At 74.3% G+C, this 20,908-nt stretch carries 18 protein-coding genes; 10 read left to right on the forward strand and 8 right to left on the reverse strand.

Annotated elements, in window-relative coordinates; all coding sequences use genetic code 11:
- Positions 1–9: 9 nt before the first annotated feature.
- The 6 genes from ABWK99_RS01460 to ABWK99_RS01485 form a co-directional block, all read right to left on the reverse strand.
- Positions 10–1,008: a histidine phosphatase family protein gene (locus ABWK99_RS01460; protein ID WP_372592906.1), complete on the reverse strand. Its 999-nt coding sequence runs from the start codon at positions 1,006–1,008 to the stop codon at positions 10–12.
- Positions 1,005–3,203: an RNA degradosome polyphosphate kinase gene (locus ABWK99_RS01465; protein WP_372592923.1), complete on the reverse strand. Its 2,199-nt coding sequence runs from the start codon at positions 3,201–3,203 to the stop codon at positions 1,005–1,007. Before ABWK99_RS01465 ends, ABWK99_RS01460 begins: the two co-directional genes overlap by 4 nt.
- Positions 3,204–3,406: 203 nt before the next feature.
- Positions 3,407–4,366 carry a mycothiol synthase gene (gene mshD / locus ABWK99_RS01470; RefSeq protein ID WP_372592907.1) on the reverse strand — a complete coding sequence of 320 codons (960 nt, stop codon included), beginning with the start codon at positions 4,364–4,366 and terminating at the stop codon, positions 3,407–3,409.
- Between the two features lie 49 nt (positions 4,367–4,415).
- Positions 4,416–6,452: an acetate--CoA ligase gene (acs, locus tag ABWK99_RS01475; RefSeq protein WP_372592908.1), complete on the reverse strand. Its 2,037-nt coding sequence runs from the start codon at positions 6,450–6,452 to the stop codon at positions 4,416–4,418.
- Between the two features lie 154 nt (positions 6,453–6,606).
- Entirely contained in the window at positions 6,607–7,653 is a 1,047-nt protein-coding gene (locus ABWK99_RS01480; RefSeq protein WP_372592909.1) for a hypothetical protein, read from the reverse strand.
- A gap of 125 nt (positions 7,654–7,778) precedes the next feature.
- Positions 7,779–8,621 (reverse strand): formate/nitrite transporter family protein, encoded by an 843-nt coding sequence (locus ABWK99_RS01485; RefSeq protein WP_372592910.1) that lies wholly within the window; start codon positions 8,619–8,621, stop codon positions 7,779–7,781.
- A gap of 133 nt (positions 8,622–8,754) precedes the next feature.
- On the opposite strand from ABWK99_RS01485, the gene ABWK99_RS01490 reads away from it, so the two are divergent.
- Positions 8,755–9,855 (forward strand): NADH:flavin oxidoreductase/NADH oxidase, encoded by a 1,101-nt coding sequence (locus ABWK99_RS01490; RefSeq protein WP_372592924.1) that lies wholly within the window; start codon positions 8,755–8,757, stop codon positions 9,853–9,855.
- 21 nt (positions 9,856–9,876) lie between these two features.
- On the opposite strand, the gene ABWK99_RS01495 is transcribed toward ABWK99_RS01490, so the two are convergent.
- Entirely contained in the window at positions 9,877–11,292 is a 1,416-nt protein-coding gene (locus ABWK99_RS01495) for an NAD-dependent malic enzyme (RefSeq protein ID WP_372592911.1), read from the reverse strand.
- Between the two features lie 58 nt (positions 11,293–11,350).
- Here ABWK99_RS01495 and ABWK99_RS01500 point away from each other — a divergent pair, with 58 nt between their 5' ends.
- The 7 genes from ABWK99_RS01500 to ABWK99_RS01530 all read left to right on the forward strand — a co-directional run bounded on the left by ABWK99_RS01500 (position 11,351) and on the right by ABWK99_RS01530 (position 17,065).
- The gene (locus ABWK99_RS01500; RefSeq protein ID WP_372592912.1) at positions 11,351–12,244 is read left to right on the forward strand and encodes a cell filamentation protein Fic; all 894 of its coding nucleotides are present in this window, start codon (positions 11,351–11,353) and stop codon (positions 12,242–12,244) included.
- A gap of 413 nt (positions 12,245–12,657) precedes the next feature.
- Positions 12,658–13,461 (forward strand): pilus assembly protein FlpE, encoded by an 804-nt coding sequence (locus tag ABWK99_RS01505; RefSeq protein ID WP_372592913.1) that lies wholly within the window; start codon positions 12,658–12,660, stop codon positions 13,459–13,461.
- Entirely contained in the window at positions 13,454–14,638 is a 1,185-nt protein-coding gene (locus tag ABWK99_RS01510) for a TadA family conjugal transfer-associated ATPase (RefSeq protein ID WP_372592914.1), read from the forward strand. Before ABWK99_RS01505 ends, ABWK99_RS01510 begins: the two co-directional genes overlap by 8 nt.
- The gene (locus ABWK99_RS01515) at positions 14,635–15,723 is read left to right on the forward strand and encodes a type II secretion system F family protein (protein ID WP_372592915.1); all 1,089 of its coding nucleotides are present in this window, start codon (positions 14,635–14,637) and stop codon (positions 15,721–15,723) included. The genes ABWK99_RS01510 and ABWK99_RS01515 overlap by 4 nt, the downstream gene beginning before the upstream one ends.
- Positions 15,724–15,964: 241 nt before the next feature.
- A complete protein-coding gene (locus ABWK99_RS01520) occupies positions 15,965–16,213 on the forward strand; it encodes a DUF4244 domain-containing protein (protein WP_372592916.1) in 249 nt (82 codons plus the stop codon).
- A 139-nt stretch (positions 16,214–16,352) separates the two neighbouring features.
- Positions 16,353–16,670, forward strand: coding sequence for a TadE family type IV pilus minor pilin (locus ABWK99_RS01525; protein WP_372592917.1), 318 nt, complete (start codon positions 16,353–16,355; stop codon positions 16,668–16,670).
- The gene (locus tag ABWK99_RS01530) at positions 16,667–17,065 is read left to right on the forward strand and encodes a hypothetical protein (protein ID WP_372592918.1); all 399 of its coding nucleotides are present in this window, start codon (positions 16,667–16,669) and stop codon (positions 17,063–17,065) included. The genes ABWK99_RS01525 and ABWK99_RS01530 overlap by 4 nt, the downstream gene beginning before the upstream one ends.
- Positions 17,066–17,071: 6 nt before the next feature.
- Here ABWK99_RS01530 and ABWK99_RS01535 read toward each other — a convergent pair whose 3' ends face one another.
- Positions 17,072–19,411, reverse strand: coding sequence for a DEAD/DEAH box helicase (locus ABWK99_RS01535; RefSeq protein ID WP_372592925.1), 2,340 nt, complete (start codon positions 19,409–19,411; stop codon positions 17,072–17,074).
- A 246-nt stretch (positions 19,412–19,657) separates the two neighbouring features.
- Between ABWK99_RS01535 and ABWK99_RS01540 the strand changes: the two genes are divergently transcribed.
- Together ABWK99_RS01540 and ABWK99_RS01545 are read left to right on the forward strand one after the other, a co-directional pair.
- On the forward strand, positions 19,658–20,365 hold the full coding sequence (locus ABWK99_RS01540) for an anaerobic ribonucleoside-triphosphate reductase activating protein (RefSeq protein WP_372592919.1): 708 nt from the start codon (positions 19,658–19,660) through the stop codon (positions 20,363–20,365).
- 190 nt (positions 20,366–20,555) lie between these two features.
- A complete protein-coding gene (locus ABWK99_RS01545) occupies positions 20,556–20,888 on the forward strand; it encodes an STAS domain-containing protein (RefSeq protein ID WP_372592920.1) in 333 nt (110 codons plus the stop codon).
- The last annotated feature ends 20 nt before the right edge of the window (positions 20,889–20,908 follow it).

Consider the following 20,908-nt stretch of genomic DNA (forward strand, 5'->3'; position numbering starts at 1 on the left):
GGTCGGGCCTCAGAGGGCGGCGGGTTGCCGGACGGGACGGTGGTGCCCGATGGCGACGACCCGCGCCTTGGGCCCCGTGCCGCACACGTGCGCGACGAGGAGCTCCCCGGTCCGCAGGTACGGGTCGCTCGTCGGCAGCGTGCCGCCCGTCCACCGTCGCGTGGAGTCGGCGATCGTCGCCATGACCGTCGAGAGGGCGGGTCGGTGCGTGGTGAGCAGCACGTCGCGTGCCCGGCTGAGGTGGTCCAGGACGATTCCGGCCGTCGCCTCCGGGTCCGCCGCATGGGCGTCCTCGGTGAGGGCCTCGACCCGGTCGACCGGCACGCCGGAGGCCGCGACGTAGGGGGCGGCGGTGTCCGCGCACCGCCGCCACGGGCTCGTGACCACCTGACGGATGCCGAACGCGGCCAGGACCGGGACCAGGGCACGGGCCTGTCGCTCGCCGACGGGGGTCAGCGGTCGATCGGACTCCGACCCGTCCCAGCGCGCGCGTGGGCGGGCCTGACCGTGCCGGGCGACGGCGACGACATGCGTGTCCAGGCGGCCCTGCGCCCACAGCGCCGCCAGGGCGTCCAGGGGCTTGCGGTCGCTCGGCCGGGTCAGCATGTCCCGCGCGGTGCTGGCGCGCACCCAGACGACGTCGTCGATCTCGGTGACAGCGGCGGGGGTGACGGGCGGGCGTGCGGCGAGCGCCGGGGAGTCGTGCTCCTGGGCGACCCGGGCCGCCCAGTACCTCACATGCTTCGTCCCGCCGTCGGGCAGGGAGTAGCGCAGCGGGGGGAGCGGGACGCCGAGGACGATCGGGATGCCGGTCTCCTCCGCCACCTCCCGTGCAGCGGCGGCGGCCACCGGCTCACCCGGGTCGAGCTTGCCCTTGGGCCATGACCAGTCCCGGTAGCGCGGGCGGTGCACGAGGGCGACCTCGAGGTCACCCTCCCGCTCGCGCCACGGCACCGCGCCGGCGGCGTGGACGGCCGAGGGGGCAGCCGGGCCGGTCGAGGCGCTCACAGGTCAGGTGTGGGCCGGCGTCGCTGACGCGCGATCAGGTGCTCCTGCAGGTCGAGGAGCGGACCTCCGTCCGCTGCCAGGTGATGACGCTCCCACCGCTCGTCGGGGCCCAGGTGCCATGAGGCGGTGTCGTCGTCCATCGACATCTCGATGAGCTGGATGAGCTCGGTGATGTGCTCCGGGTCCGCCAGCCGCACGAGCGCCTCGACGCGGCGGTCGAGGTTGCGGTGCATGAGGTCGGCCGAGCCGATGAAGACCTCCGGGTCGCCGTCGTTCGCGAAGGCGAAGACGCGCGCATGCTCCAGGAAGCGCCCGAGGATCGAGCGGACCCGGATCGACTCGGAGAGCCCTGGCACCCCTGGCCGGATCGCGCAGATCCCGCGCACGACGAGGTCGATCGGCACGCCGACCTGCGAGGCGCGGTACAGCGCGTCGATCGTCTCCTCGTCGACGACGGAGTTGACCTTGAGCTTGACCCAGGCCTGCTTGCCTGCGAGGTGTGCCTCGCGTTCGCGCTCGATCCGCTCGACCAGCCCCGAGCGCACCGAGCGGGGAGCGACGAGCAGCCGGTTGAACCGGGCCTTGGGCGCGTAGCCGGAGAGCTGGTTGAACAGCCGGGTCAGGTCCTGGCCGACGTCCGGGTCGGCGGTGAGGAGGCCGAGGTCCTCGTACAGGCGAGCCGTCTTGGGGTGGTAGTTGCCCGTGCCGACGTGGCAGTAGCGGCGCAGGCCGTCCGCCTCCTGACGCACCACCAGCGAGAGCTTGGAGTGGGTCTTGAGGCCGACGATCCCGTACACGACGTGCACCCCGGCCTGCTCGAGCTTGCGGGCCCAGGAGATGTTGGCCTGCTCGTCGAAGCGCGCCTTGATCTCGACCAGGGCCAGCACCTGCTTGCCCGCGCTCGCTGCGTCGATGAGCGAGTCGACCACGGGGGAGTCACCGGAGGTCCGGTACAGGGTCTGCTTGATGGCGAGCACGGCCGGGTCCGCAGCCGCCTGGGCGAGGAAGGTCTGCACCGAGGTGGCGAAGGAGTCGTAGGGGTGGTGCAGCAGGATGTCGCGGGTACGGATCGCGGCGAAGATGTCCGTCGGCGTCGCGCTCTCGACCTCTGCCAGGTGCCGGTGCGTCCCGCCGACGAAGCGCGGGTAGTGCAGGTCCGGGCGGTCCAGGTCCGCGATGACGTTGAGGCCGGTGAGGTCGAGCGGTGCCGGGAGCTCGTAGACCTCCGACTCCTCCACCCCGAGCTCGCGCATGAGCAGGCGGCGCACCCGTGGCGCGATGTCCCCGGCCAGCTCCAGGCGCACCGGGGGCCCGAAGCGGCGGCGCAGGAGCTCCTTCTCCATCGCCTGGAGGATGTTCTCGGCGTCGTCCTCCTCGACCTCGACGTCCTCGTTGCGCGTCACGCGGAAGGTGTGCTGCTCGCGTACCTCCATCCCGGGGAAGAGGTAGTCCAGGTGCACGGCGATGACGTCCTCGAGCGGGACGAAGGAGGTCGGTCCCTTCTCCGGAGCCGCGGCCTGCGTGCTCGGCGCGCTCGGCCGGCCGCGCGCGTCGACGGCGATGAACCGCGGAAGCAGCGGCGGCACCTTGACCCGCGCGAAGTGCTCCTTGCCGGTGGCCGGGTTGACGACGACGACGGCGAGGTTGAGCGAGAGGCCGGAGATGTACGGGAAGGGGTGCGCCGGGTCGACGGCGAGCGGGGTGAGGACCGGGAAGATCTGGCGACGGAAGTACTTGCGCAGCCGCTCCTGCTCGGCCTCGCCGAGCTCGTCCCAGTGCACGAGGGTGATGCCGTCGTCGACGAGGGCCGGCTGGACCTGCTCGGTGAACACGGCGGCGTGCCGGGTCATCAGGGCGTGCGAGCGCTGTGCGATCGCCTCGAGCACCTGGCGCGGGCTGAGGCCGGAGGCGGCGGTGACCGCCATCCCGGTGGCGATCCGCCGCTTGAGGCCGGCCACCCGGACCATGAAGAACTCGTCGAGGTTCGAGGCGAAGATCGCCAGGAAGCGCACGCGCTCCAGCAGGGGCAGGTCCGGGTCCTCCGCGAGCTCGAGCACGCGTTGGTTGAACGCGAGCCAGGACAGCTCGCGGTCGCCGAAGCGGTCCTCCGGCAGCTCGTCCTCCGTGCCGTCGGGGGCGTCAGGGGTCGGCCGTGCCGCACGGGCCGAGGTGGCCCAGCGGGGCAGGCGCTCCATCTCCCCGGTGACGGTCAGGGGCTCGGCGACCTCGACGGGCTCCTCCTCCGGCTCCTCGGAGTCCTCGGCCTCGTCGAGCTCAGCGCGGGTGGGGACCGGGGTCGCGACGGGGTCGTCCGCCGCGGCGGACTGCGTGAGCACGTCGCCGTCGGCGCCCTCGGGGGACGAGGAGGGGGGCGCGGGTTCGGGCGTGACAGGGATCGTCATGACGGCATCGTTGCATCCTCCGGCGAGGTTCGTGGAGCGCGAGCCCCGTACTGCAGGTCGACCCGGTCCTGGCGGAAGCCCGCCGCGGTGTAGGCGCGGACGGCCGCTGTGTTGCCCGCGTCGGTGTAGAGCACCGCACGTCTCAGCCCGCGGGCGGCCAGATGGGCGACGGCGCGTGCGGTCAGCGTGCTGCCGAGGCGCTCGCCCTGCGCCTCGGGGCTGACGCCCAGGGCGTAGAGCTCGCCGTCGGGCGGCTCGACCTTGAGCCAGAGGTACGCCACGGCCGTGCCGTCCCGTTCGAGCAGCAGGAGGTCGTCGGGGTCGAACCACGGTTCGCGCTCGCGGGCCTCGAGATCGGCGACGGAGAGTCGGCCCTGCTCGGGGTGCGAGGCGAAGGCCGCGCGGTTGAGCTCGACCCACGCGTCCTCGTCCTGCCCGGGGACGAAGGGGCGCAACCCGTCGATCGGGACCGCCGGTACCGCCTGGTCGAGCGTGCGCGTCATCCGCCACAGGGACCGCACCGGTTCGAGCCCCGCGCGGGCCGCGAGTGCCCTGGCCCCCGGAAGGTCGCCATGGGCCCAGACGAGCAGCCGGTGGCTCCCGGACGCCGCCAGCAGGGCGTCGAGCAGGGCGCCACCGATCCCGGCCCGCCGCGCGTCCGGATCGACCACGAGCTCGGCGCTACGGCTGCCGTCGACGGGTGTGCCGAGCTGGGCGTAGGCCACGAGCGGGGCAGAGCCCGGGCCGCCGCCGCCCGGGGACGCGGTGGCGTGGACGAACCAGTGCCGCGGCCCTGCCACGTCCAGGTCGAGCAGGGTCTGCTCGGACAGCGCCTCGATCCCGTCCGCATGCTGCGCGCGCGCGGCGAGCGCCAGGACCTCTGCCGCCTCCGCCGCCTCCACGGGGCCGCAGGTCGGACCGTGGAGCACCGGGGGCTGCTGGGCGGCGGGCTGCACGTGGACATCCCATCACGTCCGCCCGGATCTCGCGGTCCGGGCGGACGGCTCAGGGTGCCGGCCGGGGCCGCTTCGGTGCGTCGAGCCCTGCGGCGATGAGCGACATGACCGAGGAGTCGGCGAGCGTGGTGACGTCCCCGACGGCCCGGTGCTCGGCGACGTCGCGGAGCAGCCGCCGCATGATCTTCCCCGAGCGCGTCTTGGGCAGCTCGTTGACCACGAGGATCGTGCGCGGCTTCGCGATCGGCCCGATCTCGTGCGTCACGTGGGCGCGCAGGGTCGCGGCGACGTCGGCACCCTCGCCGATCTCGTCCACCTGGTCGAGGTACTCGGCCCGCAGGATGACGAAGGCGACGACGGCCTGGCCGGTCGTCTCGTCGGTCGCCCCGACGACGGCGGCCTCCGCGACCATCGGGTGCGAGACGAGCGCCGACTCGATCTCCGTGGTGGACAACCGGTGCCCGGCCACGTTCATCACGTCGTCGACCCGGCCCAGCAGCCAGATGTCGCCGTCGTCGTCCTTCTTCGCACCGTCCCCCGCGAAGTAGATCCCCTCGAACCGTGACCAGTACGTGTCGACGAATCGTTGGTGGTCGCCCCAGATCCCGCGCAGCATCGCCGGCCAGGGCTGGGTGAGCACGAGGTACCCGCCCGAGCCGTTCGGCACCGGCTGGGCCATCTCGTCGACGACGTCGGCGTGGATCCCCGGCAGGGGCGTCTGTGCCGAGCCGGGCTTGGCCGCGGTGACCCCCGGCAGCGGGGAGATCATGATCGCGCCGGTCTCCGTCTGCCACCACGTGTCCACCACGGGCGTGCGGTCGCCGCCGATGACGCGCCGGTACCAGGTCCACGCCTCGGGGTTGATCGGCTCGCCGACGGAGCCCAGCACCCGCAGGGAGGAGAGGTCGTAGCCGCCGGGGATGTCCTCGCCCCACTTCATGCAGGTGCGGATCGCGGTCGGCGCCGTGTAGAGGATCGTGACGCCGTGCCGGGCGACGATCTCCCACCACCGACCGCGGTGCGGGGTGTCCGGGGTCCCCTCGTAGATGACCTGGGTGGCGCCGTTGACCAGCGGGGCGTAGACGACGTAGCTGTGCCCGGTGACCCAGCCGACGTCGGCCGTGCACCAGTACACGTCCGTCTCCGGCTTGAGGTCGAAGACGTTGAGGTGGGTGAAGGCGGTCTGCGTCAGGTAGCCGCCCGTCGTGTGCAGGATGCCCTTGGGCTTGCCCGTGGTGCCGGAGGTGTAGAGCACGAAGAGCGGGTGCTCGGCCTCGACCTGCACGGGGGTGTGCTGGTCGGAGGCTGCCTCGAGGGCCTCGTGCCACCACAGGTCCCGGCCGGTGCTCCACGCGACGTCCTGACCGGTACGCCTGACCACGAGCACGTGCTCGACGCTCGACGGCGGTCCGTCGAGGGGGCCGAGGGCGTCGGCCGCGCCGCCGAGCGCCTCGTCCACCGCCGGCTTGAGCGCCACGGGTGCCCCGCGTCGGTACCCGCCGTCCGCGGTGATGACCAGTCGTGCCCTGGCGTCGTCGATCCGGGACCGCAGCGCCTCGGCGGAGAAGCCGCCGAACACGACCGAGTGGACGGCGCCGATCCGGGCGCAGGCCAGCATGGCGATGACCGCCTCGGGGATCATCGGCAGGTAGACGGCGACGCGGTCGCCCGTCCCGACGCCCAGCGCCGTCAGGACGTTGGCGGCACGGGAGACCTCGCCCTGGAGCTCGGCGTAGGTCAGCGTGCGGACGTCACCTGGCTCGCCCTCGAAGATCAGCGCCGTGCGCTCGCCGATCCCCGCCGCCACGTGCCGGTCGACGGCGTTCTCGCAGGCGTTGAGGCGACCGTCGGCGAACCAGCGAGCCACCGGCGCCCCCGACCAGTCCAGCGTCTCGGTGAACGGGGTGCTCCAGTCCAGCAAGGTCCTGGCCTGCTCGGCCCAGAAGCCGACCGAGTCGGCCGCCGCCCAGGAGTAGAGCTCCGCGTGGGCGTTCGCCTGGGCGGCGAACTGCTCGGAGGGTGGGAAGGTGCGCAGCTCCGTGGAGAGGTTCTCCAGCGTCGCCTGCTCAGGGGCGTTCTCGGTCACGGGTCCTCCGGTCGCAACGTCATCGGTGCGGTCCTCGCCTGCGCTCCTCGATCACGAGGTGCCGGTGGGAGGGATCGTAGACGCCCGCGCGCCGTCGTGGGTCCAAAGTCCCGGTCGGCCGAGCCGTGGAGCGCGCCGGGTCGGCCCGGCGGGCCTACGGCTGCGGCGCGGCGCGGCGCTCCTCGTCGACGCGCTGGGCCTCCGCGCGCGCCTGCTCGGCCCGCACCGTCCGTGCCCCGAAGTTCCGGCCTGCGCGGCGCGCGGCACCCGTGGCGATCCCGGCCCCCAGCAGGACGAGGCCGAGGACGAGGAGCGAACCCGTCTGCGCGGGGTAGAGGATGTGGTCGATCGCCACCTGGGCGAAGCGCCCGTCCGTCACTCCGTGCACGGCCTCGGAGACCCCGAGCGGGTCCCAGAGCGCGAGGCCACCTCCGCCGAGGCCCCAGAGCACGCCGCCGGTGAGCGGGACGGCCGGGGACCAGCGGCCCAGGAGGGCCACGACGCCGAGGACGAGGGCTCCGGCACCCAGCTGGACCAGGCCGAAGAGATCGGTCAACGCGCCGTCGCCTGCCGGGAGGTCGACCATGTGGCCCACACCCATCGCGGAGAGGACGAGCCCGAGCGGCGTGAGCAGGAGGCCGACGAGGATCCCGAGCCAGTGCCGCTTGGCGCCGGGGCGTCGGGGAAGGTCGGGCAGGAGCGGGCGGTCGGCCACGGGCGCTGCGGGGACCGAGGGTGCCGACGGCGACGCGGCTGCCGCGGCGAGCGGGGCGGCGGCGACGGGTGCCGTGGCGCGGGGATCAGCAGCGCTCGCGGGCGCAGAGGCGGGGGGCGGGTCGGGAAGCAGGCCGGTCGCATCCGTCGGCATCCCGCGAGAGGTCACCGGGGCGACGGGCGGGTACGGGCGAGGGGCGGCGTGCTGGCCGGGTGCCGTCGCGGCCGCCGGCGGCGGAGGAGGGACCGGGAGCGTGGCGGTGCGCCCCACGCTCGGCTCGACCGGGGGGTCGGCCGGTGCGGACCCGGGCCGGGCGAGCGGATCGGCGTCGGTGACCGGCGCGGTCTCGGGCTGCGCCGGGCCCGCGTCGACCTCCGCCTCGGCCGCTGCGTCGTCGACCGTGGCGGCGTCCTGGAGCCCCTCGTGCTCCTGCGGGACAGGCTCCTCGATCGGTGTCGCGCCGTCGTGGGATGTCGGGGTGGTCATCGGAGCTCCTGTCGCCGAGCGGAGCGGACGTCGTCCTGTTCCAGGGCCCGAGGGCCCTGCGGCCACGGTAGCGCGAAGGACGTGCGTGGGCGCTGCGGTCGGAGCGCGCCGACCGGCGGGCCTGCTCAGCGCAGGGCAGCGTCCGTGGCGAGCTCCTCGGCGACGGGCTCGACGGCGGCGGCCGGCTCGACGGCCGGTGCCGGGCGGGTGCCCTGGGCGTAGGCGGCCCCGACGAGCAGCCCACCGCCGATGAGGTTGCCGAAGCCCACGGCGAGCACGTTGCGGGCGAACTCGCCGACGGTCGCACCCTCGAGCCCGCCGTACAGGCCGAGGGAGAAGGTCGTCATGTTGGCCACGACGTGCTCGAAGCCGGAGGTGATGAAGACCATCACGCAGGCGAAGATCACGAGGATCCGGGCGCCCTCGCTGCTCAGGCGGTTGGCGCACCACACCGCGAGGCACACGAGCAGGTTGCACAGGATCCCGCGGAAGATGAGCTCGACGGTGGTCTCTGCCGCCTTGTGCTCGACCATCCCCGCGATCGCCTCACCGGCTGCGGTGCCGGGAGCGGTGATTCCCGAGAGGTGCACGAGTCCGGCGAAGACCATCGCGCCGAGGAGGTTCCCGCCGAGCGTCGCGAGAAGCACGGCGCCGGCGCGGCCCCAGCCGATCACGCCACGGATCGCGCCCTGGGTCAGGTACATCATCGAGGAGGTCGCGAGCTCCCCTCCGGCCACCACGACGATCGTCAGCGCGACGCCGAAGACGGTGCCCTGGACGAGGGGGGCGAACGGGGAGCCGTCGGCGACGAGCGGGCCCCCTGCGGTCACCATGATGACCACGCCGATGCCGATGTACGCCCCGGCGAGCATCGTCTGCACGAGGAAGGTCCACGGCACGCGGAGCATGCCGGCCTTCGTCACGGCCGCGCGGGCCTGGTAGTCGACGGTCTGCGGGATGGTCTGCACGGGTCGAGGATCCCGTGAGAAATCACGGCGATCATGGGACGAAAGCCATGTCGTCGCACGTCGTCGCTGGTCAGCGAGGACGAAGGACATGGTCGTCGGAATGCTGCGTCGTGGATCCTGGTTGACCGTGACCGTGACGCATCTCTTCTCGCCCCTGACCCTGCGCGGCACGACCGTGCGCAACCGCGTGTGGCTCGCCCCCATGTGCCAGTACTCCGCGGTGGACGGACTCCCGCAGGACTGGCACCTCGCCCACCTGGGTGCGATGGCCTCGGGGGGCTTCGGGCTGCTCCTCACCGAGGCGACCGCCGTGGTGCCGGAGGGCCGGATCACCCCGCAGGACACCGGGCTGTGGTCCGACGCGCACACCGAGGCCTGGGCGCGGATCGTCGACTTCGTGCACGCGCGCGGCGCACTGATCGGCACCCAGCTCGCTCATGCCGGGCGCAAGGCGTCCACCTTCCGGCCGTGGGACGAGCGCTCCGGGTCCGTCCCGACCTCCGAGGGCGGCTGGATCGCCCCGGCCCCCTCGGCCGAGCCGTTCCCGGGGTACGCGGTGCCGGCCGAGATGTCCCGGCACGACATCGACGACGTCGTGCTCGCCTTCGCTGCCGCGACCCGGCGTGCGCTCGCCGCCGGCTTCGACACCGTCGAGGTCCACGCCGCGCACGGCTACCTGCTGCACGAGTTCCTCTCCCCGTTGTCGAACCATCGCACCGACGGCTACGGCGGTTCGCTGGAGAACAGGGCACGACTGCTGCTGGAGGTCGTCGACGCCGTGCGCCGGGCATGGCCCACCGACCGGCCCGTCCTCGTGCGCATCTCGGCGACCGACTGGACGCCGGGCGGGCTGACGGTCGAGGAGTCGGGGGTGGTCGCCGGCTGGATGGCCGACCACGGGGTCGACCTCGTCGACGTCTCCTCCGGGGGCAACGTCCCGGCCGAGATCCCGCTCGGGCCCGGCTACCAGGTGCCGCTGGCCCGTGCCGTGCGGGAGGCCGCGGGCCTTCCCGTCGGAGCGGTCGGTCTGCTCACCACCGGGGCCCAGGCCGAGGAGGTGCTGGCCGAGGGCTCCGCCGACGTCGTGCTGCTCGGCCGTGCGGCCCTGCGCGACCCGATGTGGCCGCTGCGCGCCGCTGCAGAGCTCGGCATCGAGGCGACGACCGGTGGGGCGGTCCATGACGGCCCGATCGCCTGGCAGCCCCAGCACGAGCGGGGCGCCTGGCGCCGCTGATCCGCCGACCCCGCGCCGCGGCTACGAGGTCGGGACCGGCAGCGTCCCCATCTGCTCACGCGCCGCGTGCTCGACGGCGGCCGCGACGCGCGTGGTGACCTCGGGATGGAAGACGCTCGGCACGATGTAGGTCGGGTTGAGCTCGTCCTCGCCGACCACGTCGGCGAGGGCGTGCGCCGCCGCGAGGAGCAGCCCGTCGGTCACCGTGTGCGACTGGGCGTCGAGCAGCCCGCGGAAGACGCCGGGGAACGCGAGCACGTTGTTGATCTGGTTCGCGAAGTCCGAGCGGCCCGTCCCGACGATCGCGGCGTGCTTGGCCGCCTCGTCGGCGTCGACCTCCGGCCGCGGGTTCGCCATCGCGAAGACGATCGCGTCCGGCCCCATGGTCGCGATGTCGTCGCCGGTGAGGATGTCGGGTGCGGAGAGCCCGATGAACACCTCTGCGCCGACCAGGGCGTCGCGCAGGCTCCCGGTCAGCCCGCGCGGGTTCGTGTGCTGGGCCGTCCACAGGAGCGAGGGGGCGAGCTCAGGACGCTCGAGGTGGACGATCCCCTCGATGTCCGCCACGACGACGTCGTGCGCCCCGGCCGCGAGCAGCAGCTTGAGCACGGCCGTGCCCGCCGCGCCCGCACCGGACAGCACGATGCGGACCTCGCCGATCGCCTTGTGCACGACCTTGAGCGCGTTGGTGAGTGCGGCGAGGGCGACGATCGCCGTGCCGTGCTGGTCGTCGTGGAAGACGGGGATGTCCAGGCACTCGCGGAGCCGACGCTCGACCTCGAAGCACCGAGGGGCGGCGATGTCCTCCAGGTTGATCCCTGCGAAGACGGGGGCGATGGCCTTGACCGTCGCGACGATCTCGTCGACGTCGGTGGTGTCCAGGGCGATCGGGAAGGCGTCGATCCCCGCGAAGCGCTTGAACAGGGCGGCCTTGCCCTCCATCACGGGCAGCGCGGCGAGCGGGCCGATGTCGCCCAGGCCCAGGACCGCCGTGCCGTCGGTCACCACAGCGATCGTGTTGCGCTTGATCGTGAGGTTCCGGGCGTCCTCCGGATGGGCGGCGATCGCCTCGCAGACCCGGGCGACGCCGGGCGTGTAGACCATCGACAGGTCGTCACGGTTGCGGATCGGCACCTTGGACTCGATCGACAGCTTTCCGCCCAGGTGCAGGAGGAAGGTGCGGTCGCTCACGCGATCGACACTCACCCCGGCGAGCGTGCGCAGGGCGTCGACGATCTGCGCCGCATGCTCCTCACCGCGCGTCGCGCAGGTGACGTCGACGCTGATCCGCTCGTGCCCCGAGTGGTTGACGTCCAGGGCGGTGACGATCCCGCCGGCCGCCTCGATCGTCGTCGTCAGCTCGCTGACCGCCGTCGGTCGTGCGTGCACCTCGAGCCGGACGGTGATGGAGGACGAGACACTCGGCGCTGAGTTCATGGGGTCAGCGTAGGACCGTGATCGGCGTCCGTCTGCGGGGCGCACCTAGGCTGACCCGGTGCCGACCCACCCGCTCGCTCCGCTGATCGATCTGCCCGGTGTGGCAGGCGCGGTCGACGAGGTGCGTGAGGCCTGCACGGGGCTGCGGTGGCATTCCGCGCTGCGTCGAGGCTGGCCCGTCGCACGCGCGGAGGCCGGGCTGCGCTGCGCCCAGGCGGGGCTCGTGGTGGACGGCCTCTCCGTCCCGCTGTCCCGGGTCCGGGCGCTGGCGGCGGGAGCAGGGCACGCGGCGTCGGACGGTTCGGGGCAGGAGGGCCCCGGGCGGCCCGGCACAGGGCGGGTCGATCCGGCGGCGGCGGCCGTCCTCGGGGCGATCCGGGTGCAGTCGTCCGTCGTCGCGGACTGGGGTCCGCCCGGCTCACCGACCGCGCGGGTACCCCTCGGCCAGCTCCTCGCCCGGCTGCACAGTGCGGCCGTCGTCGGCACCGCTCCCGTCGCCGAGCCCGGTCGGCTGCGCACCACCGAGCAGCCCGGCGACCTGCGCGGGCTGGGTCCCGCCCCGACCGGCCGGGACCTCGGCTCCCGGATGGCAGCCCTCGCCGACCTCGATGCGTACCAGGGGCGCGGGTCCGGGGCGGTGCAGGTCCCGGGGCTCGTGGTGGCGGCCGTCCTGCTCGGCGAGCTCCTCGTGCTGCGTCCCTTCGCCGCGGCGAACGGCCCGGTGGCCCGGGCGGTGTTCCGGCGCCGTCTCACGGCGGACGGGGTCGACGCGGTCGGGGTCGTCGTGCCGGAGGTCGCGTGGGCAGCAGCGCCCCTGGTCCATCTCTCCGCCGCGGCGGGCTATGCCACCGGGAGCGCCGAGGGGGTGGCCGCGTGGATCCGGCACTGCGCCGCGGCCGTGCTGGCGGGGGCGGGCGAGGGCGTCGCCGTCGCGGAGTCGGTCACGACCTGAGGACCGTGCCCCGGGTCCAGGGCGCATCGTCCAGCGCAGCGCATCGTCCACCGCGGGGACGCACAGCGACGGCGTTCCCGGAGGAACGCCGTCGTCGACAGCGCGGGTGACGAGATATCAGGCGCCGAAGTGAATGCCGCAACGGGTCAAGCCCGGTCAGCATGTCCTCTCGAGGACTGGTCGAGCGTGGGTTGCTCGTCGCCCGCTGTGCTGTTGTGACTTCATTGTGCGCCTGCTTCCTTCCGGAGGGAAGTGGAACGGGAGACCGGCATCCGAGCGGCCCATCGTCGACCGTGCGGCTGCCCTTCCGACGGGCGGGTCCGAGGGCCTGGTGACGATGGCGCGTGGGGGCGTGTCCCCAGGCAGAGCGGTCCTTCCGTGCCCCGTGGGCCGGCCGTCGGCACGGTCGAGCGATGGGTAGCAGTGATCATCGACGCGGCGGTCGTCGCGGCGCCCTCGGGGCGCGGCCCGTGCCGCCGGACCGTCTGCTGGGCGACGGCAAGGGTGGGGGTGCGCAGGGCGCGCTCCTCCTCGTGGTCGGAGCGGTGGGCGGCGTGGGCGCCTCCACCCTCGCCGCTGCACTCTCCGCCGAGCTCGCGGCGGACGGATCCGGCGTCGGCCTCGTCGACCTCGACGGACTGCGCGGCGGGATCGACGTCCTGCTCGGGGTGGAGACGGAGCCGGGAGCCCGGTGGCCGGAGCTCGCCGACGTCGACGGCACCGTCGAGGCGACCGATCTCGACGGGGTGCTGCCGACCTGGCGCGGGGTGGAGGTCCTGAGCGCGGGACGGGAGGCGGTGTCTCCGCGTCCAGAGGCTGTGGCGTCCGTCCTCGGGGCGCTCCTGCTCCGCAACGCTCACCTCGTCGTCGACCTGCCGGCACATGGCCTGGGTGCCCTCGCCGGTCGCGGTCCTGTCGAACGACCCGACCGGACCGTGCTGCTGACCACCCAGGACGTGCGAGGTGTCGTCGGCGGACGTGCCGCGACGCCGCTGCTCCCTGGGGGAGAGGTCGAACTGGTGGTGCGTTCCTGCCGCGACCCGGTGGTGGCGGCCGACGAGGTCGCGCGGTTGCTCGGCCTGCCGCCGGCGCTCGTGCTCGGCAGCGACCGGGGGATCGCCGGGGCCGTCGACCGAGGGCTCGGCCCGGTGCCGGCGCGTGGCTCGCGACTGGGGCGCACCGTCCGCCGCCTCGCCGCGCGGGTGTCCGGTGGCTGAGGACCGTCTCCTCGCGGAGGTCCGCAGGCGGCTGGCGCACGGGACTGCGCGAGGGGAACCGGTCGCGGACGTCGAACGTGCGGTACGGGAGGCGGGAGCCGCGCTCGGGGCGGAGGACATCGCGGCGCTCGCCGCAAGGGTCGGCTCCGCGACCCGTGGCGCCGGCCCGCTCCAACGGCTCCTCGACGAGCCGGGGGTCAGCGACGTGCTGGTCGACGGGACCGGCCGGGTGTGGGCCGACCGCGGGTCCGGGCTCGAGGAACGGCCCGTCGACCTGGGCGGGGCCGATCAGATCAGGGCGCTCGCGGTCCGGCTCGCCGCGGCCGGTGGAAGTCGCCTCGACGACGCCGCTCCGCTGGTCGATGCGCGACTGCCCGACGGCACCCGGCTGCATGCCGTGCTCCCACCGATCGCGGTCGACGGGCCGCTGCTGAGCCTGCGCGTGCTGCGCCGCTCGGCCTACCCGCTCGACGCCCTCGTCCGTTCGGGAAGCGTCGCACCGGTGGTCGCGGCGACGCTGGTCGGTCTGGTGCGCAACCGGGCGAACGTCCTCGTCTCCGGGGCGACGGGGACAGGCAAGACGACGCTCCTCGCCGCGTTGCTCGCCCTGGTCCCCCCGGACGAACGCGTCGTGTGCCTGGAGGAGTCCGGCGAGCTGGACCCGGATCACCCGCATGTCGTGCGGCTGGTGGCGCGACGGCCCAACGTGGAGGGTGTCGGCGAGGTCGACCTGGCCCGTCTCGTGCGGGAGGCGTTGCGGATGCGGCCGGACCGGATCGTGCTGGGCGAGTGCCGCGGCGCGGAGGTGCGTGAGGTCCTCGCCGCCCTGTCGACCGGGCACGAGGGCAGCTGGGCGACGCTGCACGCGACCGCCGCGCAGGACGTGCCTGCACGGCTGGAGGCCATGGCCGCCCTCGCCGGGATGTCCAGGGAGGCCGTCGTCGCGCAGGCCGGGGCCGCCCTGGACGCCGTGGTCCACCTGCGACGCGACGCCGGTCGTCGACGCGTCGCGCAGATCGGCAGGGTCCTGCGCGAGGGAGCGGCGCTCCGGGTGGAGGAGGTCGTGGCGGTCGGAGCCGACGGGACGGTCAGGACCGCCCCGGGATGGGAGGGCTTCGTCCGCAGATGGGGAGGCGACCCCGCCGCGAGTGGCCCGGACGGGGCGCGGAGCGCATGACGCGCGAGGTCAGGGCGCTCGCCGCGGGGGCGCTGCTGACCGGCGTGGCCGATGCGCTGCGCAGCGGGGCCTCGGCGGAGGACGCCTGGCGACGCGTGGGTGTGATCGTCCGGGACGGGGTGCCGACGGCATCGTCCCTGAGTGCGGCGACGGGCGACCTGTCGGTGGCGAGCGCGGTGCTGGCGGCTGCGCGGTTGGCGCACGAGCTCGGCGCGTCGGCAGCCCCCGTGCTCGACGCCGTCCTGGACTCGGCCGAGCAGGATGCCGATGCCGCGCTCCGCCGGGACACGGCGCTCGCCGGGCCCGCGGCCTCGGCGCAGGTCCTGACCTGGCTCCCGTTGCTCGGTCTGCTGCTCGGACTCGCCCTTGGGGCGGACCCGGTGGCGGTCCTGCTCGACCCGGACGGCGGGTGGGTGCTCCTGCTGGGAGGGCTCGGGTCCGCGGTGCTCGGGAGAGGGTGGAGCCGACGGCTCGTGCGCATCGCACGCGCGGCCGGTAGTCCGCCGGACGGGATCGCTCGGTCTCCCGACGGCGGCTGGTCGGGCCTGACGGCACGCGCGAGCGTGCCGGGTCGCGTACGAGCCCTGGGGGCGAGGACCGGCGCCCGGGGCGTGGTCGGTGGTCGCGGAGGCGTGACCGGTCCGCCGAGGACCTCGGAGGTCGAGGTGACGCTCGTGCTGGACCTGGTTGCGGCGGCCGTCGCGTCGGGCGCCTCGGTGCCCAGGACCCTCGCTGCGGTGGGCGCGGCAGCGGGCGGGGAGCGAGGGGCCGTGCTCGCCGAGATCGGGGCGGAGCTCGGCTGGGGTGCCTCGTGGGCCGAGTCGTGGGCCGGACGTGACCCGGTGCTCGATCCGGTGGGCCGTGCCCTGCGGGCATCCTGGGAGGACGGCGCCTCGCCCGTGGCGGGGGCGCGTGCGGCCGCTCGTGCGTTGCGCCGCGCGCAGCAGGCGCAGGCGCTGGCGGCGGCCGAACGACTCGGGGTGCGCCTTCTTCTCCCGCTCGCGCTGTGCCACCTGCCGGCCTTCGTCCTGCTGGGGATCGCCCCGGTGCTCGTCTCGTTCGTCGGCAGCGGTACGGCCTCCTGAGCGCGGAGCCCGGAGTGCCGATCCCGAGGCGCCGATCCCGGAGTGCGGTGCCGGCTGGTGCTCAGGGCCCGTCGATGGGACGCGCCCGCCAGCACTCATCGTGGTCCACAGGGGACTCGACTCCTCGGCGTCCACCCTCGCCGCTGTCCGTTCGTGGAGACCGGCCCGCGGTCGCCGACCGTGGCGAGGTCGCCGCGAGCGCGGTGACCGCCCCGTTCGGGCGAGACGGAGAGGTGTTCCCATGACCACGATGACGACCCCCACCCCCGGGACGAGTGCGGAGGGCGCGGCCGAGGGTGGGAGCGCCCCCGCAGCCCGGTGGCTCGCCCCCTGGGGCGGACCAGTGCGGGATGCCGGGATGGCGACGGCGGAGTACGCGATCGTCACGGTGGCGGCCGCCGGCTTCGCCGGGCTGCTGCTGGTGATCCTGCGCAGCGACGAGGTGCGTTCCCTTCTTCTCGGGATCGTGCGCAGTGCCCTCGCGGTCTGAGGTCCCGCCGCTGAGGTCAGCGCAGCACGAGGTCGCCGGCCTCCGCGATCGCCTCGAGCTGGAGCCTCGAGCCCGCACCGAGCACCGTGCCGACTCCGAGCACCGTGCCGACTCCGAGCACCGTGCCGACTCGGGCGCGGTGACGGTCGAGCTCGCTCTCGGTCTGCCGGTGCTCGTGCTGCTGGTGGCGGTCGTCCTGGTGACCACGGCTGCGGGGCTCGGCACGTTGCGTTGCGCGGACGCGGCGCGGACGGCGGCGCGGGTCGCGGCACTCGGTCAGACCGACGTCCAGGTCGTCGAGGCCGCGCGACGTGTCGCGGGTCCGGCGGCGCGTGTCGGTGTCCGTCGGGACGGTGGCTGGGTCGAGGTCGAGGTGACCGCCTCGGCGGTCGGCGGGTGGTTCACCGGCGGCCCGCTGGCGATCACGGGAACGGCGACGGCATGGGCGGAGCCGTGAGATCCGTTCGGGTCCCCGGGAGCGCCAGGGACGAGGGCTCGGGCTCCGTCCTGCTGGTCGCCGTCGTCCTGCTGGTCGGTGCGCTCGCGATGACCGTCGCCGGGATGGTGACGGTGCAGGGGGCGCGTTCCTCCGCGCGCGCGGCCGCCGACCTCGCCGCCCTCGGCGCGGCCGGGACCCTCGCGCTGCCGATCGGGGTGGACCTCGTGCCGGGGACCGAACCACGGCTCGAGGAGGCCTGCGCTCGTGCCGCGGAGCTCGCCGAGCGGAACGGGGCGCGGCTCGTGGGGTGCGTCGGCGGGGACGGTGGCGCCGTGCGGGTCGAGGTCGCGCGAGGCACGCCCTGGGGGCCTGCGCTCGCCGCGGCCGTCGCGGGCCCGCTCGGGGCGCGGTGAGCTCCGTCAGTCGCGCTCGTGCCGCAGGACGACGTCGAGCAGCCGGATCGCCCCGCGTTTGTCCAGCGGGTCGTTGGCGTTCCCGCACTTGGGGGACTGGACGCAGGCAGGGCAGCCGTCCGCGCAGGAGCAGCCCGCGATGGCCTCCCGGGTCGCCCGGAGCCACGCGGCCCCGAGGGCGAACCCGCGCTCGGCGAAGCCCGCGCCGCCCGGGTAGGCGTCGTGGACGAAGACGGTCGCGACCCCGGTGTCCGGGTGCAGGGCCGTCGACAGCCCGCCCAGGTCCCAGCGGTCGCACGTCGCGAGCAGCGGGAGCAGGCCGATCGACGCATGCTCCGCCGCGTGCAGCGACCCGGGGACGTCCCCCTCCTCGAGCCCGGCCGCGGCGAGGACCTCCGGAGGGGCCGTCCACCAGACGGCTCGGGTGCGCAGGGTCCTGGGCGGCAGCTCGAGCAGCTCCGTGCCCATCCCGACGAGGTCAGGGATCCGCTTCCTGGTGTAGCTGAGGACCTGGCTCGTCGTGTCGACCACGCCGAGTCCCCAGGTCACCGGGCCGACGCCCCGTTCCGCCGTGACGTCGACGATCTCGACGGAGGTGCCCCACTTCGCGAAGGTCCGGTAGTCCACGCTCCGCGCACTGACCAGGGCGACCGAGCTCTCCTGGTCCAGGTGGTCGACGACGAACGTCGCGCCCTGGTGCACGTACACGGCGCCGTCGTGCACGGTGGAGTCCGCCGCTGCCGGGTCGACGGTCCCCAGCAGGCGGCCTGTCTCCCGCTCGACGACCCGCACCGGGTCCCCGCCGGTGCCGCGAAGGTCGGTGAGCCGGACGGCGGACTCGGCGTGGGTCCAGTACCAGCCGGAGTCCCGACGCCGCAGGGCCCCGCGCTCGACCAGGACGTCCAGCAGTGCGCGGGTCCCCGGGCCGAAGAGCGGCAGGTCCTCCTGGCGCAGGGGTCGCTCGGCGGCGGCAGCGCACAGGTGCGGGGCCAGGACGTACGGGTTGCCGGGGTCGAAGATGGTCGCCTCGACGGGGGTCGAGAAGATCGCCTCGGGGTGGTGGACGAGATAGGTGTCGAGCGGGTCCTCCCGGGCGATCAGCGCCACCAGGCCCTCCGCGCCGGCTCGTCCCGCGCGCCCCGCCTGCTGCCACAGCGAGACGCGGGTCCCTGGCCACCCCGCGATGAGCACCGCGTCGAGCCCGGCGATGTCCACCCCCAGCTCGAGGGCGTTCGTCGTGGCCAAGGCCCGCAGCTCCCCGCTGCGGATCCGCTGCTCCAGGTCACGGCGTTCCTCGGCCAGGTAGCCACCGCGATAGGCAGCCACCTGGGACCCGAGCCCTCGGGCGACCTCCTCGAGGTGGTCCCTGGTCGTCGCGGCCACCGACTCGGCCGCCCGGCGTGAGCGCGTGAAGGCGAGCGTCCGCGCGCCGGCGGCCGTCAGATCGGTCAGGAGCTCTGCCATCTCGGCGGTCGCGGTGCGGTGGGCAGGTGAGGTCGGGGCGAGCGGACGAGCCTGCTCGCCGTCGTCGACGGGTGCCGGGACGGGCGCCTGACCGGGCAGCTCGGGCGGCTGCCAGAGCACCATGGTCCGCCGCCCCCGCGGGGCGGTGTCGTCGACCACGGCCACGACGTCCTCGGGCTCGACTCCGATGAGCCGGGCGGCGCTCGCCGCGGGGTCCGCCGTGGTCGCCGAGGCCATCACGACGACCGGATCGGCTCCGTAGGAGCGGGCCAGGCGCAGCAACCGCCGCAGCACCGCTGCGACATGGGCGCCGAAGACCCCGCGGAAGGCGTGGCACTCGTCGACGACGACCACCTGCAGCCCGCGCAGGACCCGCGCCCAGCGGCGGTGCGCCGGAAGGAGGGCGAAGTGCAGGTAGTCGGGGTTGGTCAGCACCACGTCCGCGTGCTCGACGACCCACCGCCGTGCAGCGGTGTCGGTGTCGCCGTCGCAGGTGGCGACGCGGATGTCCGTCACTCCTGCCGCGTCGAGCAGGCGTTCCAGCCCGGCGAGCTGGTCGGCGGCCAGCGCCTTGGTGGGGGACAGGTACAGCACCGTCCCGCGGCGCAGGCCCGAGCCGATCGAGGCGTCGGCCGCCCGGACGGCGCTGTGCCGGACGGCGGTGAGTGCCGGCAGCCAGAACGCCAAGGACTTGCCGGAACCGGTCGAGGTCGCCAGGACGGTGTGCCGCCCGGCGCGGACGGCCTCGGCTGCCGCGACCTGGTGGACCCAGGGACGATCGACGCCGAGCGCCCGGTAGCCCTCGACGAGCTGGGTGTCGGCCCATCCGGGCCAGTCGGCCGAGACCCCCTGGCGGGCCGGGATGCGCTCGAGGTGGGTCATCCGCTCGGCGCGCGCGCCTCCCGCGAGGAGCACCTCGAGGAGGTCGTCGGAGGGCACGGATGGATCCTCCCACCCGGGTGCGCAGCCGTGCGCGCTCAGGTCGAGCAGGGACGTTGGTCGGTGGATCCCACGCACCGGGCCGGGAAAATGGTGGAACCGGTCCTCGGGCCGCTTGCCGCATTGTTGCCGCCGCCCGAGGCTTCCGTCGTGCGGCCGAGATCGCCCCCCTGTGAGAGGACGCACCCGTTGAGCGCGCAGACCATCCAGAGCGTCGGCACGGCCGGACGCAACATCGACTCCGCCGACCGTCTCGAGATCGCCGGCTGGACCACGACGCCTGAGGTCGACCTCTGGCCGGGACACCGGGCGCTGACGGTGCTCCTCCAGGGCTGCCCCTGGATGTGCAGCAACTGCGAGCAGCCCGAGCTGCGTGACACGCTCACGGGAGGGAAGGCCTCCTGGCGCGAGGTGCGCGAGGCGATCGTCTCCCTGAGCGGCGAGATCGACGGCGTCGTCCTGTCCGGGGGAGAGCCCACGCGTCAGGACGGGCTCGCGGACGCGATCGAGCAGGTCCGCGCGCTGGGACTGCCGGTCGTCCTGCACACCTCCGGCGCCTACCCGCGCCGTCTCGTCGAGATCCTCCCGCTCGTCGACCGGGTGGTCTTCGACGTGCGGGCGCCCGCGACGCTGTACCGCGCGACCACCGGCGTCGGCTCGAGCGCCCACCAGGTCTTCACCTCGCTGCGCGCGACGCTCGAGTCGGGTGTCGACCTGCAGGTGCGCTCCTGCGTCGACCCCGCGATCGTCGGCCCGGCAGACGTCGAGCGGCTCCGCGCCGACCTCGCCGCCCTGGGGGTGCGCGACCACGTCGTGACGGAGCGGGCCGGGAGCGGGCGTCCGTCGACGGTTCGCCGCGTCCCCGTCGGTGCCGGTCGGGTGCCCGTTCGCGGGTGAGGCGCTCCGCCCGCCCGTGCACCGGTCGCGCCCGCCCGCGGGTCCGGCAGGGGCCTGGTGCGGCGAGCGGGCGAGGGTGACGAATCCGCGCCCTGACGACTGCACCGGATCCCGCGGTGTGCGCGTGCTCCCGATCGGCGTCCGGCCTGGTTGAATGGTCGCGATCGCCCGAATCCCTGAGGAGGCCGCAGTGGACGTGTCCGTCACGAGCCGTGAGAGCGGCGACCGGACCGTGGTCGAGGTGCGCGGTGAGATCGACGTGTACACCGCCCCCGTCCTGCGCGAGGAGCTCAGCTCGCTGGTCGACAGCCAGCACACCAACCTCGTGGTCGACCTCACCCAGGTCAGCTTCATGGACTCCACCGGCCTCGGCGTCCTCGTCGGGGGCCTGAAGAAGGTGCGGACGCTCGGTGGCGACCTCAGCCTGGTCATCGACCAGGAGGCGATCCTCAAGGTCTTCCGGATCACCGCGCTGACCCAGGTCTTCTCGATCCACTCGACGCTCGAGGACGCGCTCGCCTGAGCCGACGGCTCCCGCTCCGG

The organism is Actinotalea sp., from assembly GCF_041597215.1.
In the GTDB taxonomy this organism is placed as follows: Bacteria; Actinomycetota; Actinomycetes; order Actinomycetales; family Cellulomonadaceae; genus Actinotalea.